The sequence below is a fragment of the Bradyrhizobium sp. KBS0727 genome (assembly GCF_005937885.2).
Taxonomy (GTDB): domain Bacteria; phylum Pseudomonadota; class Alphaproteobacteria; order Rhizobiales; family Xanthobacteraceae; genus Bradyrhizobium.
Genome location: NZ_CP042176.1, coordinates 2,428,257 through 2,446,443, shown reverse-complemented (window position 1 = coordinate 2,446,443; position 18,187 = coordinate 2,428,257). Strand labels below are relative to the sequence as shown.

The window sequence follows — 18,187 nt, the reverse complement described above, 5'->3', positions numbered from 1 at the left end:
ACCCCCGCTTTGGGATCATCCAGATAAGCATAGGTTCGGACCATGTTGCACTGCCCAAAAACTGTCGCGCGCAAAATAGTTTGTTCCGCATTTTTTTTAGCCACAGGTCTTAACGCCGCACTGGCGGCTGACGTCACCGGCGACTGGCGGGTGGCGGACGGCGTCGCCAATATCCGGGTCGCCCAATGCAACGGCAGCATGTGGGGCGTCGTCGCCTGGGAGAAAACACCGGGCGGCCGCGATACCCACAATCCGGATGCCTCCAAGCAGAGCCGGCCTACCCTGGGCATGCCGATCCTGATCGACATGACGAAAAAGGCCGGCGCAGCCGATACCTGGGAAGGCCAAGTCTATAACGCCAAGGACGGGCAGCTCTACAGCTCGACCATCAAGCCTACCGGAACCGACCAGCTCGAGATTCAAGGCTGCGTGCTGGGCTTTCTCTGCGGCGGCGAAACCTGGACCCGCGTGGCGCCGCCAATTCCCTCAAGCCCCGCCAACAGCATGGCCAAGGGCGCGCCCAAAAGCGCAGCCGGTGCGTTGCCCAAGAACTCGTCAACCGGCTCGCCCATCGCAGCACCTGCACAGGCCCAGGCCGCTCCGCCGAAGACCACCGGCGCAGTGACCTCGGCGCCGAAGCCTGTTCCCGGTCAGAAGCAGGCGGCCGGCGCGCCGGGCGATATCGGCGATATCTGCCTACTCCCCGATATCGCGCGGTTTACCCATTAAAGCCGGCTGGAACAGCAGCACCGCGGCGAGCGTGGTCACAAGCGACAGCGCCAGCAATTTACCCATGCTGGCGGTGCCGGGATGACTGGATAGCCAGAGGCTGCCGAACGCGGTTGCGGTCGTCAGCGCCGAGAAAAATATCGCCCGCGTCAGGCTGGTCTGCAGCAGATTCGTTCTGCCCGACCGCCACGCCGTCACGTAGTAGATCTTGAAGGCAACGCCGATGCCGAGCAGCAGCGGCAGGGCTACGATATTGGCGAAGTTGAGCGGCAGTCCGATCAGCACGCAGATTTCCAGCGTCACCGCGCCCGCCACCAAAAGCGGCACCAGCGTCAGCAGCACGTCGGTGACCCGCCGCAACGCGAGCCAGAGCAGCGCGCTGATCACCAGCAGCGCCCATATGCCGGCATGGACGAACGCCCTGACAACGGTGTCGCCGGATTTGAGGATCGAGACCGGTCCGCCGATCGCGGTCGGCTCGGCGGCCAGCACCGCATCTGCAAACTTGCGGAGATTATCGTTGTCGTTGGGATCGCCCTTCGGCAGCGCTTCGACGCGCATCAGCCCGTCCTTGGCCTTCCAACCGGCGACCAGTTCCGGCGGCAGCGTGCTCAGGGTGACCGGCGCGGCCTGCAGCGCGTTCTTGAGTTCGTCGAACACCACCTTGAGCGGACTGACGAAAATGTTCTGCGCCTTGTCGCGGGTCGCCTGATTCGAACCGGCGAGCTTCGACAGCCCGTCCGCCAGCCGGCGTGACGCGACCGCGCCCGGCCCCTTGCCGTCGCCCGCGGTCTTGCGCAGGCTTTCGACCGTCCCCTTCAACGCTTCCACGTTCTCCTCGTCGGAGGGCGCGGCATCGACCTGATCGGGATTGAGCGCCGGGCCCAATACCTTGGCGGCCTGCGCGATCAGCTTGAGTTTGGCCTGCTGATCCTGGGGCACGAAACTGTCGAGCGACATCACCCGAAGCACTTCCGGCACTTTCTCAAGCTTCGCCTCGATCTTCTTGGCGTCGGCTTCGGAATTCGTCATCACGTTGATGGCGTTGGCGCCGGTGTTCGGATCCTTGCGCAGATCGAGGAAGGTCGCGATCGACTCGGCGTCCTTGTTGCGCAGGTTGATCGGGTTGAAGTCGAATTTCATGAAATAGAGTAGCGGCAGGCCGGCGATGGCGACCAGTAGCGTGCCGGTGATTATGATGACGCGGTGTTTTTCGAGGAAGTGATCGACCGGCGCCAGGAAGGCGTAACCGACCGGCTCACTTTCTCCGGGCGGATTGATCAGGTCCAACAGCGCCGGCAGCGTCGTGATGCTGGTCAGGAACGCGACCAGCATGCCGGCGCCGGCAATCTTGCCGAGTTCGGCAATGCCCTTGTAGTCGGTCGGCAGGAAACAGAGGAAGCCCGCGGCGGTCGCCATCGCGGCCAGCGAAAGCGGAACCGCTGCACGGCGCGCCGCTTCTTCCAGCGCCATCGTCAGGTTGTCGTTCTTGAAACGCTCGGAACGGTAGCGAACGCTGAACTGAATGCCGAAGTCGACACCGAGGCCGATGAACAGCACGGCGAAGGCTACCGACAGCAGGTTCAGCGAGCCCACCATCGCGAGGCCGACGGCGGTCGTGATCGAAAGACCGACGAACAAATTGACGAACACCGCAAAAATGATCTTCGCCGAATGCAACGCCAGCCAGAGGATGATCAGCACGATGACGGTGGTAACGATGCCATTCCGGATCGCGCCGTCCTGAACCGTGGCGTATTCCTCGTTCGCCATCGGAACCGGCCCGGTCAAGCGGACGCGCGCGCCATAGTTGCCCGCGAAATTGAGCTCGGTGGCCGCCTGCCGGATCGCGTCGGTTGCGGTCTTGCCGGGTTCCAGCGCCTGAAAATCGAGGATCGGCTTGAACTCGATGAAGGCGCGCTTGTCGGCATCGGTCAGGGGTTTGTCGCTGACCAGTTCGCGCCAGGAAAACGTCGCCGTTCCCTTGGAGAGGATGTTCTCGATCGTCTGCGCGATCAGGTTGAAGGGCCGCTCCGCATGGTCGAGCTTGACTTGCCCGCGTTTGATGCCGGCCAGTCCGGTCTCCAGCGCGCCGGTCAGGCCACGAATCGACGGATCGCCGGCCATGATCTCGACCAGCGGGGCTGCCGATTCGAGCTGGCCGGTGACCTTGCCGACTTCTTCCACCGGCAGGAACAGCAGGCCGTTCTTCTCAAAGAACTCGCCCGAGCCGAGCGGCGTGACCGCCTCGAAGTTCTTCTTGTCGCCGGAAAGCTTTTCCGTGAGCGCTTTTGCCGCGGAGCCGGCAAGCTCCGGCGTCGGCGCTTCGACGACGGCCAGAATCAGCGTTTCGCGGTCAAAAGCCTGCTCGAACTGGTTGTCGCGCTTGCGCCAATCCAGGTCGGGCGAAATCAGCGTGTTGATGTCGGTGTTGATGGAGAAATTGCGCGCAGTATAGAAGCCGGCTCCGATTGCCAGCATCAGCGACAAAACGACAACAGGGATAGCAAAGCGGGTACAGGTTCTGACAATCGCGACAACAATATTGGTCAGCACATCGTTTCTTTCTAAGTCTCAAGAGCCTGCCGAAAACGCCCGCTGTCTAGCGGAGTTCCATGGGCCGATCTAACGTTGTTTGGTTACTTTTCCGCAGGGTTCAACGAAAGCCACCCAAACCCTCCGGAACGGCGTTGCCGGCCGGTATAGACCGCCGCTGGGGGCGATAAAGTGACGAACAAGTGAGGATGGCTGAGGACGGCAGGTGGCGGCCGACTGTATTATAATACCGAATGGCCGGTAACCAAGATCGATGCATCTTTTCTAGTCGTTCTTTTTTTGACACAAAGCCCTGTACTTCCATGTGCTTGGGTGGGGTAAACCAGCGGAACCCGGTCGTGGTGCGGATATTGCAACTATCCGGCAGGTCCGGTTGCTCGGAGGCCTTCGAGTGATTTTGCGAAAAAAATTGGTGCACCTTGCGTAACGAGCAGCCCATGGAAGTCTATCTTGCGCAGCCGCGCGGATTTTGCGCCGGCGTCGTGCGTGCGATCGAGATCGTCGAGCGCGCGCTGGAGAAATACGGCCCGCCGGTCTACGTGCGGCACGAGATCGTGCACAACAAATACGTGGTCGAAAGCCTGCAGAACAAGGGCGCGATCTTCGTCGAGGACCTTTCGGAGGTGCCTCCCCGCGCGGTGACCGTGTTCAGCGCCCACGGCGTGGCCCGCAGCGTCGAGGAAGAGGCGGCCGCCCGGGACCTGCCGGTGCTCAACGCCACCTGCCCGCTGGTCACCAAGGTCCATAATCAGGGCAAGCGATATATGTCGAAGGGCCGGGCGCTGATCCTGATCGGCCATGCCGGCCATCCCGAGGTCGAGGGAACCATGGGCCAGGTTCCAGGGCCGGTTCTCCTGGTCCAGAGCGTCGATGACGTGGCGGCCCTGACCCTTCCGACCCATACCCCGGTGGCCTATATCACCCAGACGACCCTGAGCGTGGACGATACAAAGGACATTATTGCGGCCCTTCAGGCCCGATTTACAGATATTCAAGGCCCCGACATCCGGGATATCTGCTATGCGACACAGAACCGCCAATCTGCGGTAAGGGACCTAAGCAAGCTGGTGGACGTCATTTTGGTGGTGGGGGCCGCCAATAGTTCCAACTCAAACAGGCTGCGCGAAATCGGCACCGAGGTCGGGGTCGCGAGTTATCTCATTGCCGATGGCAGGGAGTTGAACCCTGATTGGCTGAAGGATGCGAAGGCCGTCGGCATCACGGCGGGCGCCTCGGCGCCCGAAGTTCTGGTCGACGACGTAATCGAGGCTTTGAGGCGCATCGGACCCGTCAAGGTGTCGGTGCTTCCCGGCCGGGAAGAAAATATCGAATTCCGGCTTCCAGCCGAACTGACTGCGGGCTGATCCACTTCACTACTTTTCGAGTCCAGAAAGAATCTTCTCAATGGCAATACCGTTTTTCAAGGAAATCCGTATCGGCGGCTACCTCATCAAGCAGAAGCTGCTTGGCCGGAAGCGCTATCCGCTCGTGTTGATGCTGGAACCATTGTTCCGCTGCAACCTCGCTTGCGTCGGCTGCGGCAAGATCGACTATCCCGATGCAATCCTCAATCGCCGCATGTCGGCGCAGGAATGCTGGGACGCGGCCGATGAGTGCGGCGCGCCGATGGTGGCGATCCCCGGCGGCGAGCCCCTGATCCACAAGGAAATCGGCGAGATCGTGCGCGGCCTCGTGGCGCGCAAGAAGTTCGTCTCGCTCTGCACCAACGCGCTGCTGCTGGAAAAGAAGCTCGATCTGTTCGAGCCCTCGCCCTATCTGTTCTTCTCGGTGCATCTCGACGGCCTGAAGGACCACCACGACAAGGCGGTCTCGCAGAAGGGCGTGTTCGATCGCGCGGTTTCCGCGATCAAGGCCGCGAAAGCCCGCGGCTTCACCGTCAACGTCAACGCCACCATCTTCGACGGCCATCCGGCCGAAGAGATCGCCAAGTTCCTCGACTTCACCACCGAACTCGGTGTCGGCGTCTCGATGTCGCCTGGCTACGCCTATGAGCGCGCCCCCGACCAGGAGCACTTCCTCAACCGCACCAAGACCAAGAAGCTGTTCCGCGACGTGTTCGCGCTCGGCAAGGGCAAGAAGTGGAACTTCATGCACTCCGGCCTGTTCCTCGACTTCCTCGCCGGCAACCAGTCCTACGAATGCACCCCCTGGGGCATGCCGGCGCGCAACATCTTCGGCTGGCAGAAACCCTGCTACCTGCTCGGCGAAGGCTACACCAAGACCTTCAAGGAATTGATGGAGACGACGGACTGGGAGACCTACGGCACCGGCAAGTACGAAAAGTGCGCCGACTGCATGGCGCATTGCGGCTACGAGCCGACGGCCGCCAACGCCGCCCTGCTCAATCCGCTGAAGGCGATGTGGGTCGCGCTGCGCGGCATCCGGACCACCGGTCCGATGGCGCCCGAGATCAATCTCGATAACCAGCGTCCGGCCCAGTACATCTTCTCGTCGGAAGTGCAGAAGCGCCTCTCGGAGATCCGCCGAGACGAGGCGGCTGCCGCCGCTGCCAAGCAGCAGCAGAAGGCGTCCACGGCCGCCTAAAGCAGCGCTTCGCCCGAAACGCTATAGCTCGCGCAGATAAAAAAGCCCCGGTTCTGATCGAATCAGAACCGGGGCTTTTCTTGCTTAAGGCGGTCGCTGGCGGGCGTTAGATATCCACCGTGGCGAGGTCCTCGCCGCCGATCAGGAAGCTCCGGCAGCCGCGCAAGCTGCGCAGCGCCCGATTGAAATCGATTCCGGTGGAGACCAGTGCGCGCAGCGTCCTCGGATTGCGCGCGACCCCGCGCAGCACCTTGCGCAGGTCGATATCGCCGTTCGGCTTGATGGCGCTCTTCGCCAGCGCCGGAAGCGAGCGGCTGGCGGGATCCGAAATGACGCGCAGCGCCGCGAACGGAATGCCCGCCGCTGAGGCATATGCCGCCGCAATATGGCTTTCCATATCGACAGCGGCAGCCCCGGTCTCGGAATGCAGCGCGGCCTTGCAGGCGGTCGCTGCGATCACCTGTTCCACGCCGGCAAGGCCGCCGCGGACCACGCGCCGGCGCTTCAGCGCGGCGCTGGCGATCATTTCCTCGTTCAGGGCCAGACCAGCCAGAAAACGGGTATCGCCGGCCAGAACCTCCGTCGCCACCACCACGTCGCCCGACTTCAACGACGGATCGAGCCCGCCGGCGACGCCGAACGAGATCACCCCCCTGAATGACGATGGATCAAGCGTCGCAAGCAGCGCGCGCAATTGCTGCGGATCGCTACTGCTGCAGATCACGATCATGCCGGGCCCGGCCGCTATGCGGGCCTCCTGCACCAGACCGGTTACGATCAAAACCGGACGTGGATCAGTCGAATTGAGATCAACCGAATTGTCCACGGTCGCGGCGGCCCCCGCCCCCAAAATCACATCCCGACCCCTACCACCCTGCTGTTGGTGCTTCTCAAATTTCGATACCGCGCCAACGCCCAGAGCGGAAAGAACTTCGAGTAGCCATGATACCGCAAGTAAAACACCCGCGGGAAGCCCGTTGCCGTGTAGCGCGCCTCGTCCCACAGTCCTTTTTCGGTCTGTGTGCCTTTTAGGTACTGAATCCCCCGTAGAACGGCCGGGTGCTCGACCTCGCCTGCCGCCATCAGTCCAAGCAAGGCCCATGCCGTTTGCGAGGAAGTCGATGGCGCATCCTCATATCCCTTGTAGTCGAGTCGGTAGCTGACCGCATCCTCGCCCCAGCCGCCATCCCGGTTCTGGACCGAAACCAGCCAATCCACCGCCTTTCGCATCATCGGGTCCTGGTGGTCTATACCGGCCGCATTCAGCGCGCAAAGCACCGACCAGGTCCCATAGATGTAGTTCAGCCCCCAGCGACCGTACCACGAGCCTTCGGCGAGCTGGGTGCGGCGAAGATACGCAACACCGTCCGCCAACGGCCTGCTGGTCTGGGCGGTCTCGCCGAGCTGTGCCAGCATCGAGATGCAGCGCGCGGTGACGTCCTCGGTCGGCGGATCGAGCAGCGCGCCGTGGTCAGAGAACGGGATGTTGTTGAGGTAATATTCGAGGTTGTTGACGTCGAACGCGGCCCAGCCGCCGTCGCGGCTCTGCAGGCCCTCGATCCACTCGCGGCCCCGCGCGATCGCCGTATCGTATTCCTGGCTGCCGGACTGCCGCCGCTCCCGATCCATCGCCATCACCACAACAGCGGTGTCGTCGAGATCGGGATAATACGCGTTGTTGTACTGGAAGGCCCAGCCGCCCGGACGGACATTGGGAGCTTTCACCGCCCAGTCGCCCTTGAGGTCGAGCACCTGCTTGGGCTTCAGCCAGTCGAGCCCCTGCTTCATCTTCGCCAGCATGTCTTCGCTACCGGCCTCTGCCAGCGCATGGCAGGTGAGCGCGGTGTCCCACACCGGCGAGACGCAGGGCTGGCAATAGGCCTCGTGCTCGCCGATCACGAGCAGGTTTTCGATGCCCTTGCGGGTAACCGCGCGCGGCGGATAATCCTCCCCCTTGCCGAGCGCCGCGTACATCATGACGATGTTGGCCATTGGCGGATAGATCGCGCCCATGCCGTCTTCGCCGTTCAGCCGCTCTTCCGTGAAAGCGAGCGCGGAATCGATCGCACGCTGGCGCAGCTTCTTCGGGAACAGCGGTTCGACCACCCGCAGGATCTTGTCGAGCGCGCTGAAGAGCGTGAACCAGCCCCAGCTTTGATGCGGCGCCTTCGTCGTCATGCCGACCGACTTGGGATCCTGCAGGAACAATTCGTCGATGCCGACGCCCTTGGGATTCTTCGCCAGCGGTTTCAGCGCGGCCATCACCATCAGCGGCACGATCGTGGTGCGCGCCCAATAGGAAATCTTGTTGATATGGAACGGCGACCACATCGGCAGCAGCATGATCTCGACCGGCAGCACCGGCACGGCGCGCCAGCTCAATATGCCGTAGAACGCCAGCAGAAACCGCGTGAAAACGTTGACGCCGCTGGCGCCGCCGCGCGAGCGGATCGCCTCGCGCGCCCGTACCATGTGCGGCGCGTCGACGGAATCGCCGATCATCTTCAGCGCGAAATAGGATTTGACGCTGGCGCTCATGTCGAACGGGCCGTCCTGCACCAGCGGCCAGCCGCCGTGATCGCCCTGGGTGCGGCGAAGATAGTTCGCGAGCTTGGCTTCGAGCGCGCTGTCGACGGGCTCGGCGAGATAGTGGCGCAGCAGCACATATTCCGACGGAATCGTGCTGTCGGCTTCCAGCTCGAACACCCAGTGTCCGTCGGATTGACGATAGCCGAGCAGCCCTTGCGTCGCCGCGGAGATGCTCTTCTCCAGGGCTTCGGGGTCGACTGCAACGGTGTGGTCGTCGGACAGCATTTCGCTAGATATCCCTCTCTTTGCGACGGCTTCCGTGAAGCCGGTCACGCAACGTCCCGTCAGGCGTGCTGCCTCGACAGAACCAGATCGGCGGCGCGGTCACCGGACCGCACCGATCCCTCGATGGTTGCCGGCAACCCGGTATCAGTCCAGTCCCCGGCGAGAAACAGGTTTTTGTAAGCGGTTACCGGGCCCGGCCGCAGCGCATTCTGCTCCGGCGTCGCCTCGAATGTAGCACGGCGTTCGCGGACGATCTGCCATGGCGGCAATGCCGGCTCCCCCGGCAGGCCGGCGGCCTTGCAGACATCCCGCCAGATCGCCAGCGCCAGCTCCTCACGCGGCATATCGACCAAGCGGTCGCCATTGCTGATGGTGATCGACAGGCGCTGCGGAAACGCAAACAGCCATTCCACCAGACCGCCGACGACGCCGACGATCGGCGGCGCATCCCGTGGCGGATCGAAGCGGAAATGCGCATTGACGATGGCGCGGAATTTCGATGGCGTCTTCAGCCCAGGCAGCAGCGACGCGGCGGGGCGCGGCGGCACCGCCAGCACCACGACATCACCGGCGCCGACCGCGACGGTATCGCCGCCGAATTTCAATTCGCCGACCTTGTCACCGGCGATCGCGAATTCGCGCAGCTCATGTCCGAACTGGATGGAGGCGCCGTTGTTCTGCAACAGCTTGATCGCGGGCTCGACCAGCACCGCGCTGAGGCCATCGCGCGCGATCAACGGCCGGCAGGCCTGTCCACCCGCCAGCAGCGTCTCCCGCACGATGGCGCCGGCAAGACCCGCCGAGCCCTCGGGCGGATCGACATTGAGCGCGGCCAGCAGCAGCGGCTGCACCAGCCGCTGGTACAGCGTGCCCTCGCAGGGGATCGCCTTGCCGACAAGCTTGTCGGTCCCTGCCCAGATCAAAGGCATCAATGCCAGATAATCGAGCAGGCCCGTGTCAGGGACGCGGCGTGTCTCGTCGAATACCCATAGCGGCAGGCGGCCCTCGCCGAGGTCGAGCTGCCAGCGCTGGCCGGTCGACATGTCGACGAAGGGAAACTGCGCGCTCTTCGGTCCGACCAGGCCCGCCTCGGTGCCGATCGATCGCGCGTAAGCCAGCGCATGACGGTTGCCCGACAGCAGCAAGTGATTGCCGTTGTCGATGGTGAGGTTGGTGGCGGCGTCGAAGTAGGACCGGCAGCGGCCGCCGGCCTGCTGCGTGGCCTCGTGGACATGCACGGTGTAATTCGCGTTCGCCAGCCGTACAGCCGCCGAGAGGCCGGAAATGCCGGCGCCGATGATATGAGCGTTTTTTTGCATCAGATGATCGCGTAACGGAGAAGGATGGCGATCTTCGCCATCTTGTTGACGCGAACCGGCTCGCGCGGAACGGCAAAGCCCCGGGCAATCAACAGCTCCAGTATCGCACGATAATATTTCGACATGATCCGGGGCGCGCGCACGACGCGCCGCGAATTGCGGTTCATGATCGCGTCGGCCTGCTCGAAATGCGATTTCGCCCGCTCGACCAGCGGCAGGCACACTTTCGGCAAGCTCCGTTCGGCTGAGACCTTCACCGGATCGTCGCTGGTGATGCCGGCATGCAGCAAGCCTTCGCGCGGCAAATAGAGACGGCCGAGGCCGGCATCCTCGTCGATGTCGCGCAGGATGTTGGTCAACTGCAGGGCGCGGCCGAGATGGTGGGCGAGCAGGATGCCGTCATTCTCGGGCAAGCCGAATACGCGCACCGACAGCCGCCCCACCGCGCTGGCGACGCGGTCGCAATAGAGATCGAGGGTTGCCATATCAGGCGCCCGGATGTCCTGCGGCACGTCCATCTCCATGCCGTCGATGATGGCCAGGAAATCCTCGCGCTTGAGGCCGAAGGTGCGCACCGACGACACGTAATCCTTCAGCCGCTCCGGCGGACGGCCCTGGTACAACGCGTCGATGTCGTCGCGCCATTGCTGGAGCGCCGCCAGCCGCTCGGGCCGCGGTCCGTCAGAGTCTGCAATGTCGTCGACCTGTCGGCAGAAACTGTAGATCTGGAACATCGCTTCGCGCTGCGCGCGCGGAAGGATACGCATCGCCGCGTAGAACGAACTACCGGACGCGGTGGTGCCGTAATCTGCGTTGGCCGCCGCCGTCTCCAGCGTCATGCGCCGGCCGCCGGGTTCGACACCGGCCGGCGACCCGTCGCGCGGCGTGCGATCTCGCCGGCCATACCGGCGAAGCTTTGCCCCAGCAGTTCGAGCGGGGAAAGATGCACCCGCTCGCTGAGGGGATCACGCACCTTCAGCAGGCCGACGATCTTGTCGGCAAAGGCCTGGATCACGGAAATCTCGAGCCCGAGCCGAAAATCCCGCACTTCGGCGCCGAGCGACTTGCTTTCATCGAGCAGGGTTTCGGTGCGCACCGCGAGCGCCTGCAGGCACGCCAGCAGCGCCGGCGGCGACTTCGCCTCGCCCAGCATCTCGACGGAGGCGCCGGCTGACGCCAGCGCATCGCGCGGCAGGTAGACGCGGTTCAGGTTCTTGTAGTCCTTGGCGCAGTCCTGCAGATGATTGTTGATCTGCAGGCCGGCACACAACGCATCGGACGCGGCCCAGGTCGAGGTGCTTTCACCGTGCACATCGAGCATGAAGCGGCCGACCGGCATCGCCGAATAGCGGCAATAGTGAATGACGTCGTCCCAGTTCTCGTAGCGCAGCTTGGTGACGTCCATCCGGAACGCGACCAGCACATCGAGCGCGTGGCGGGGCGGCATCGCCCGCTCGGCCAGCGCGCGGCGCAGGTTGACGGCCTCCGGCTGGGTATCGCCCTTGCCGAGCAGTTCCGCTTCCATCAAATCGAGATAGCGCAGCTTTTCGTCCGCGGCCAACGTCGCGTGGTCGGCAATGTCGTCGGCGGTCCGGACGAAATTATAGAAGCTGAGAATAAGCGCCCGGTGACGCGGATGAATGATCCACGACGCGACCGGAAAATTCTCGTCGCGGTGGGTCTTTCCCGATCGCAGTTCGCTCGCGCTGGTCATCAAGAAACTGGCTACATTCGTCTGGCTGGGCGGCATGCACCGACACTTGGCGCATGCGATGGGATCGCGCCCCCATATAGGGGAATACGCCGCCAAAACCAATGCTATCTGGGCCGATCAGCCCTACCCGCCACGCCTGCAATCGGGCCAAAATTGGCCCGACGCAACGGTTAACGGGTGCAGGCGCCGCTTATTGCCCGTGGTTCTTGAGCACCTGATCGCAGGCCTGGGTGATCTTCGGACGATTCTGCTGCAGGCACGCCAAAATGGTGAAATCGCCCTGGTCGATGACCGGGCGGCAGAAACGCTGCACGTCGCGGGCACACGCCTTCTGCTCCTCCGCCGTTCCGCTGCGTTGCTGCTGGGCGAAGGCGTTCGACGAAACCGTGATCGAGAACAAGGAGAGTGCCAGGAGAAATTTACGCATCGTATTCCTTCATTTCGGCAGCAAGAAATCCTGTTCCCGAATTGCATTTTGGCATCGCGGGGGTGGATTTTCTGGGATGACAGGCGCCGCGTAGCGCAGCAACGAACCAAGGACAAGCGCTGGCAAATGCGGCCAAATTTACGACGACGTCTACGCTTTTCATAACCAACTGAAATCTAATGTGTATTTCCGCCTTAGCTTTCTTTGCAATTGACTGTTGCGGACACATGCGGCGCATAGCTAGATGTTGGTGGCGCGGCGAGGCCGGGATGTTTTCGATTCCGTCCGATAAAAATGCCGATTGCCCTGCGGTGATCGCCGGTAGCGGCGGTTTTATCAATTGAACCTAACATTCCGCGGGAACACTAAACCTTCGATGCGGCGAGGCGTATCCTCCGGGGAACGTCTATTTTGATGGGAAATTCACGATGAAACTGTTCGGTTCCAGCTTGTTCGGTCAGGCACTCGCGGCTGCTGGCGTCGGCGCCGCGCTCATGTTGTCGGTCACCGCAGGCCACACCCAGGCCGCGGGTCCCTTTGCCGGTTTTGACGGATCATGGAGCGGCGCAGGCACGGTCGCGCTGTCCAACGGCACCACCGAGAACATCCGTTGCAAGGCCGATTACAAGGTCAACGCGTCCGGCCTCGGCCTGAAGCAGAACCTGCACTGCGCCAGCGACAGCTACAAATTCGATCTCTCCAGCGACGTCACCAGCCAGGGTGGCCGTATCTCCGGCAATTGGAGCGAGAAGAGCCGCAACATCTTCGGCAATCTGCAGGGCACCGCGGGCGGCGGCCAGATCGACGTCTTCGTCGAGGCTTCCGGCTTCGCCGCCAACCTGAATTTGCGGACCACCGGCAACAAGCAGGTGGTCCAGATCGACTCCAAGGGTGAAATCCGCGGCGTCAAGATCACGATGACGAAGACCTGACGCACCGCGCGCGTCTCTTCGTCCATCAAAGCAAAGCGCCCCCGGATCTGCTCCGGGGGCGCTTTCTTTTGGGGCGCGCTTGGGTTTGGCGACCGGATTTCGATCGTTACTCCGCCGGCTTCGCCCGGCCTGCGGTGCCGCGAATCTTTTCCGACAGGTTGATCAGGAACATCGATGTCGGCCGCAGGATGAAGAGGTCCGCGACCAGCGCCGCGATCATCGAGAACGCGCTGAGCCAGCCGAACAGCCGCAGCGACGGCAGGTCGGAGAACACCGTGACGACCAAGCCGCAGGCCAGCACCACCGTGGTCAGGATCAGCGCCGGTCCGACCAGCACGGTCGCCCGTTCCACCGCCAGAGCCGCACTGACGCCGGGCTTTCGCTCGAGCCGCAGCCGGTTGAGGAAGTGGATCGTCGCGCTCAGGCCGAGGCCGAACGACACCGTCAGCGCCACCACACTGGCGAATTGCAGCCCCTCGCCCATGATCGCCAGCACCGTCCCCGATGCCACCACCGGGAAAATGCCGGGCAGGATGCAGGAGAACATCACCACGACCGAGCGGAACGCGAGCCCGATGAAGACCGCGACCAGCAGGAATTCCACCGTCAGCCCGCGGTTGAGCTTCTCGATCATGTTGGAGCTGTTGCGCGCGGCAATCACCGAAAGCCCGGTGACCGCAATTTCGTAACCCGGATGCTCCGCACGTACCTTGTCGAGTCCCTTGTCGAGCTTGTTGACCACGGGAAGCAGCGCGCTTGAATCGATATCGGGTACGCGGCCCGACACCACCACCGCATCCTGGTCGGCCGATATGAAGCGCCGCACCAGATGTTCCGGAATCACGCTGACATATTCCTTCAGCGTCGCGACGTCGTTGCTCCCCGCCTTCTCGGCAAGCCAGCGGCGCAGGGTTTCCAGCGACCAGACGTTGCCGACGCCTGCCGCGGTTTCGACCATGGCGTGGACATCGGCGATCGTCTTCAGCGTCTCCGGCGCGTAGAGCGAGGCGCCCTTGGGGAATTCGATCAGGACGTCGACCGGATTGGCACCGGTGAGCTTGGCGTCGAGACGGCTCGACGCCGCCACGGCCTGGCGCTTGTCCGGGACCTGGTCGGCCAGCCGGTAGCGCGGCTGCAGGTTGGCATAGACATAGCCCATGCTGGCGACGACGAGCACTGCGATCAGGCTGAACAGCCCGGGGCGGCCGACCATGCGCACCGCGATCCAGTAGCAGAAGTTGCGCAACGCCTGCACGCCGGCGTCGGCGCCCTGGAACTTGACCGCCATGACTTTTTCGTTGCGCACAAAAAGCACACCGAACACCGGCACCAGCGACAGCACCGCGATGAGCGCGATGATGGTGGCGGCAAGGCCCGCCTCGCCGAACTTGCGGATCAGTTCGGAGTCGGAGAATTGCAGGGCGATGAACGAGATGCCGGCGGTGCCGTGGGTGAGCACGCAGGCGGGACCGACCACCAACACCGCGTTCTTGAACGCGGTGTACTTGTCCTGGCCAGCGATGAGGCGGTCGCGCGCGGCGAAGGTCAGCTGCATCGAGTCGGAGAAGCTGATCACCATGATGAGCGGCGTCATCACGTTCAGGAACATGTTGAGATTGAAGTTGGCCCAGCCAAGGCCGCCGAGCGCGAGCAGGATCGCGATGATCGGCGGGAAGGCCGCGACGATCATGAACGATATCTTGCGGAAGAAGATGATGGCGATGATGCAGCCGGCCAGAATGCCGAGGATGTTGTAGGTCAGCCCGTCGCGCTTCACGGCGTTGCGGATTTCGAGCTGCATGACGGGAACACCGGAGAGCTGGGCGTTGAGCCCGCTGCCGGCGAGATCTTCCGCCATGATCTTCCTGATGTCGCCGACCGCCTTGCCGAGTTCGTTGCTGGCGACAATGTTCGGCTCCAGCGACAGCACGATCAGCGCCAGCGTGCCATCCTCCGACAACAACTTGCCGCGGATGATCTCGTTCGACTTAACAGTCTCGGCGAACTTGTCGTAGGCGGCACCTTGCGGCAGTTCCGACGGGAACAGCGCCGCCGGCAGCTTGCCCGGTTCCGGCGCCTGGCGCGCCGAGAACAGCGAGACCAGACCGCGCACGCCGTCGACCAGTTGCAGGTCGGTGACCATGTCACGGATCTTCTCGAGGTTTTCGCGCGCCAGCAGCGTCTTGCCCTCGACCACGACGAGCACGTCGAATTCGGTCGCCGGGAAGCGCTTGGTCACGGCCTCGTACTGCTTGTAGTCCTTGGAATTGGAGCGGAAAAGCTGGCTCAGCGAGTCGTCGATCTTGATCCGCTCGATCCCGAAGAACGCGGCGATCATCAGCGCGACGAGAATGACGCAGGATACGATCGGCGCCTTGACCGCGACGAGGCCGAGGCGCTCCAGCCCAAAGGCGATACTCGTACCCGTTACCGGCTCCTCGATCGCTTCGACGTGGACCTGACTTTCGGAGTTCTTGTCGAGCATGCCCTGTCCAGTTCTCGCGTCGGTGTCGGTTGTGAAGCTTGCTTGGGTTGGTTGCGCGATGGCGGCTCTTACAGCCCTGTCTGATCGGCGCTAGCCCTTGAAATCACGCGGTAAATTAACGCCGTCGTTTTACAGGTCCGAACCTGATCCGGCAAGCGCGCGCGGCGGGGCAAATCGGCAGGCAAATGACGAAAATGCGCGTTAAGTCTCTGATTTGCCACACCCGGACTGCTCACAGGGCCGGATCGGCCGCGATCTGCACCGGCGGTGCTCCGCTTTCGTCCTTCAACGCTATGCCGGTGAGTTGCCTCGAAAGGCCTTCACGAACCAACCACGCAATCTTGAACGCGGCTTCGTCATAGCTCAGGCCCGCGCCATGGATGTTGGAGATGCAATTGCGCTCGGCGTCGGTCAGACCGATGCGCGGTCCAAACGTCAGATAGGCCCCGAGACTGTCCGGCGCCGACAGGCCCGGCCGCTCGCCTATCAACATCACCACCATGCGCGCGCCCAGCGCAGCGCCGATCTCGTCGCCCAGCGCCACGCGCGCGCCCGACGCGACCACGACAGCGCCTATTCCGATGCCGGCCTGCGCGAGCCGTGCGGCGAGGTTGCGAACCAGTTCGACCGCGTGAACGTTGACCGCGGCCGGCGACAGGCCGTCGCCGACGACGACGGCAAGCTCGCAACGACCGCCGCTCCGGTCGGCCAGCAAGCGCCGCGAACTGGAATCGAGCATGCGGCCGAGATCGGGGCGGCGCAGATAGTCGCGCCGGTCGGGCGCCTGGCTGGCGACCTCAAGCGCATTCAGGCCGAGCCCGGCCAATTCAGCCATCAGGCGCGTGGCATCGAAGGTGGTATGGACGGCGTCGCGCGCGCGTGCGTGATCGAGCGTGAAAGCGAGCAACGCCTCGGTCGGCATGCTGGCCCCCGCCCGGCCGAGCCCGACGCGGGCCGGTGTCAGCTCGCGCAGGCGATCAATCGAACCGGGCGGCGCCGGCGTTTTCATGACGACTTCCAGGGTTTGCTACTCGGCAGGGACCGAGGCTTCACGTAGCCGGATCGAATAGTTCGATGCGCTCTGCTGACCGACCGACGCCGCACGCGCGAACATGATCAGGTGATGAGCGATCATGGACGAAGCGATCAGCCCCTCGATGTCGCCGTGCCGCAGCCGTCCCAGCGCGAATTTCCAGAACACCTTCCTGTAATCGCCGAGCACACCGACCTTCCAGAAAATGTTCCGGAGCATGATCAAGGCGCGCTTGATGTTGGCCCAGCTCTTCTGCTCGGGGGTTACCGGCACCTTCAACCGCCGCGCATAGGTGTAGTCGCACTGATACTGGTAGCGCGCGAACAGCTTTTCCGGCGCATAGGCGACTGCCATGCATTTGCGCCACGAATCGACCACCTGATCATAGGGCAACAGGAACGCGACATTGGAGTCGCGGCTTTCGTCTTCCTCGAGCAGACGGCCTTCGCGCTCCAGCCGATCCCACAGCGGCGTCTTTGGCAGCGCCTGCAGCAGATTGATCGTCAGCAGCGGAATCTGCGACTCGTCAACGAATGCCAGCAGCGCGTCGCCGGTTTCCGGCTTGTCGGTGTCGAGCCCCATGATGATGCCGGAGACGACTTCCATGCCGTAGGAATTGATGGTGTGAACGCCTTCCAGGATCGGGACCATCATGTTGTGGTCCTTGTGCATCGCCTTCAGCGCGTCGGGATCCGGCGTCTCGATACCGCAGAAGATCGTGACGAAGAAGGCCTCGCGCATCTTCTCCAGGATCTCGGGGCGCTTGGCGATGTTCAGCGTCGCCTCGCAGGCGAGCCGCATCACGTAACCGGTCCGCTTCTGCCATTCGACCAGATGCGGCAGCAGGTCCAGCGCGGCCTTGCGGTTGCCGATGAAATTGTCGTCGACGAAATACACCGACCCGGTGACGCCGCATTCGCGCAATTTGTCGAGCTCGGCAATGATCTGTTCCGGCGATTTCAGCCGCGGGTTGCGGCCATAGAGGCCGGGGATATCGCAGAACTCGCACTGGTAGGGGCAGCCGCTCGAATACTGGATGCTGCCGAGGAAGTATTTCTTGACCTCGGCGAGCTCGTAAGCGGGGATCGGGAAATCCGTCATGGCGACGCGATCGACCGTTTTCAGTACCACCTGCCGCTCAGGGCGCGACGGATCGTGCGCCAGCCGTCCGATCAGATCATTGGTGGCATCGCCGAGTTCGCCGACATGCAGATAGTCGAACGAGGGGTAGTAATCCGGGCAGGCGCTGACCGACGGCCCGCCGATCGCAACCGAAAGATCGAACCCATGCGCTCGGCGGCAGATGTCGTTCATCTGCTGGCGCTGGATATGCATGCCGCTGACGAACACCGCTTCCGCCCATTCGAAGTCTTCCGTGGTGGCGGGGCGGATGTTCTCGTCGATGAACCGGACCGGCCAGTTGGCCGGCAGATAGGCCGCGATCAGCAGCAGCCCCTGCGGCGGCATGAACGCCTGCACGCCGTCGGTCAGGGGATAGGCGTATTCGAAAGTACCAAAAGAAGACGTATAGCGCGGAAAGACGCACAGGATGCGCCGAACCGTTTCAATGCCTTCAGCTCTCATTCAAACTTCCTCAGCCAAAGCCTTCGCAA

The 18,187-nt window shown here is 63.1% G+C and carries 14 protein-coding genes; 4 read left to right on the top strand and 10 right to left on the bottom strand.

The genetic code is table 11. The annotated features are described in order from the left end of the window. Positions 1-42 precede the first annotated feature (42 nt). Entirely contained in the window at positions 43-729 is a 687-nt protein-coding gene (locus tag FFI89_RS11090; RefSeq protein WP_138836437.1) for a DUF2147 domain-containing protein, read from the top strand. Here FFI89_RS11090 and FFI89_RS11085 read toward each other — a convergent pair. Then, positions 697-3,285, bottom strand: coding sequence for an MMPL family transporter (locus FFI89_RS11085; RefSeq protein WP_138836435.1), 2,589 nt, complete (start codon positions 3,283-3,285; stop codon positions 697-699). The two genes, FFI89_RS11090 and FFI89_RS11085, sit on opposite strands and share 33 nt — an antisense overlap. A 437-nt stretch (positions 3,286-3,722) precedes the next feature. Here FFI89_RS11085 and ispH point away from each other — a divergent pair, with 437 nt between their 5' ends. Further along, on the top strand, positions 3,723-4,649 hold the full coding sequence (ispH, locus tag FFI89_RS11080; protein ID WP_138836433.1) for a 4-hydroxy-3-methylbut-2-enyl diphosphate reductase: 927 nt from the start codon (positions 3,723-3,725) through the stop codon (positions 4,647-4,649). A 40-nt stretch (positions 4,650-4,689) separates the two neighbouring features. Beyond that, positions 4,690-5,850, top strand: a complete 1,161-nt coding sequence (hpnH, locus tag FFI89_RS11075; RefSeq protein ID WP_138836431.1) for an adenosyl-hopene transferase HpnH — start codon at positions 4,690-4,692, stop codon at positions 5,848-5,850. A 106-nt stretch (positions 5,851-5,956) separates the two neighbouring features. Here the strand turns inward: hpnH and FFI89_RS11070 are convergent, their stop codons facing one another. From FFI89_RS11070 to FFI89_RS11045, 6 genes are all read right to left on the bottom strand, one after another. Further along, complete coding sequence (locus tag FFI89_RS11070) at positions 5,957-6,706, bottom strand: phosphorylase (protein ID WP_371722478.1); 750 nt, start codon at positions 6,704-6,706, stop codon at positions 5,957-5,959. Beyond that, positions 6,703-8,664, bottom strand: coding sequence for a squalene--hopene cyclase (gene shc / locus FFI89_RS11065; protein ID WP_138836427.1), 1,962 nt, complete (start codon positions 8,662-8,664; stop codon positions 6,703-6,705). Before shc ends, FFI89_RS11070 begins: the two co-directional genes overlap by 4 nt. Positions 8,665-8,723: 59 nt before the next feature. Continuing rightward, positions 8,724-9,983, bottom strand: coding sequence for a hydroxysqualene dehydroxylase HpnE (gene hpnE / locus FFI89_RS11060; protein WP_138836425.1), 1,260 nt, complete (start codon positions 9,981-9,983; stop codon positions 8,724-8,726). Next, positions 9,983-10,822: a presqualene diphosphate synthase HpnD gene (gene hpnD, locus FFI89_RS11055; RefSeq protein ID WP_138836422.1), complete on the bottom strand. Its 840-nt coding sequence runs from the start codon at positions 10,820-10,822 to the stop codon at positions 9,983-9,985. Before hpnD ends, hpnE begins: the two co-directional genes overlap by 1 nt. Beyond that, positions 10,819-11,697, bottom strand: coding sequence for a squalene synthase HpnC (gene hpnC, locus FFI89_RS11050; RefSeq protein ID WP_138836420.1), 879 nt, complete (start codon positions 11,695-11,697; stop codon positions 10,819-10,821). Before hpnC ends, hpnD begins: the two co-directional genes overlap by 4 nt. A gap of 190 nt (positions 11,698-11,887) precedes the next feature. Then, positions 11,888-12,124, bottom strand: coding sequence for a hypothetical protein (locus FFI89_RS11045; RefSeq protein ID WP_138836418.1), 237 nt, complete (start codon positions 12,122-12,124; stop codon positions 11,888-11,890). A 428-nt stretch (positions 12,125-12,552) separates the two neighbouring features. Between FFI89_RS11045 and FFI89_RS11040 the strand changes: the two genes are divergently transcribed. Continuing rightward, positions 12,553-13,056, top strand: a complete 504-nt coding sequence (locus FFI89_RS11040) for a hypothetical protein (RefSeq protein WP_138836416.1) — start codon at positions 12,553-12,555, stop codon at positions 13,054-13,056. Positions 13,057-13,162: 106 nt separating this feature from the next. On the opposite strand, the gene FFI89_RS11035 is transcribed toward FFI89_RS11040, so the two are convergent. The 3 genes from FFI89_RS11035 to FFI89_RS11025 form a co-directional block, all read right to left on the bottom strand. Continuing rightward, a complete protein-coding gene (locus FFI89_RS11035) occupies positions 13,163-15,541 on the bottom strand; it encodes an RND family transporter (protein ID WP_138836414.1) in 2,379 nt (792 codons plus the stop codon). Between the two features lie 232 nt (positions 15,542-15,773). After that, positions 15,774-16,550: an ethanolamine ammonia-lyase subunit EutC gene (gene eutC / locus FFI89_RS11030; protein WP_138836412.1), complete on the bottom strand. Its 777-nt coding sequence runs from the start codon at positions 16,548-16,550 to the stop codon at positions 15,774-15,776. An 18-nt stretch (positions 16,551-16,568) separates the two neighbouring features. Then, positions 16,569-18,158 carry a B12-binding domain-containing radical SAM protein gene (locus FFI89_RS11025; protein WP_138836410.1) on the bottom strand — a complete coding sequence of 530 codons (1,590 nt, stop codon included), beginning with the start codon at positions 18,156-18,158 and terminating at the stop codon, positions 16,569-16,571. Between the last annotated feature and the right edge of the window lie 29 nt (positions 18,159-18,187).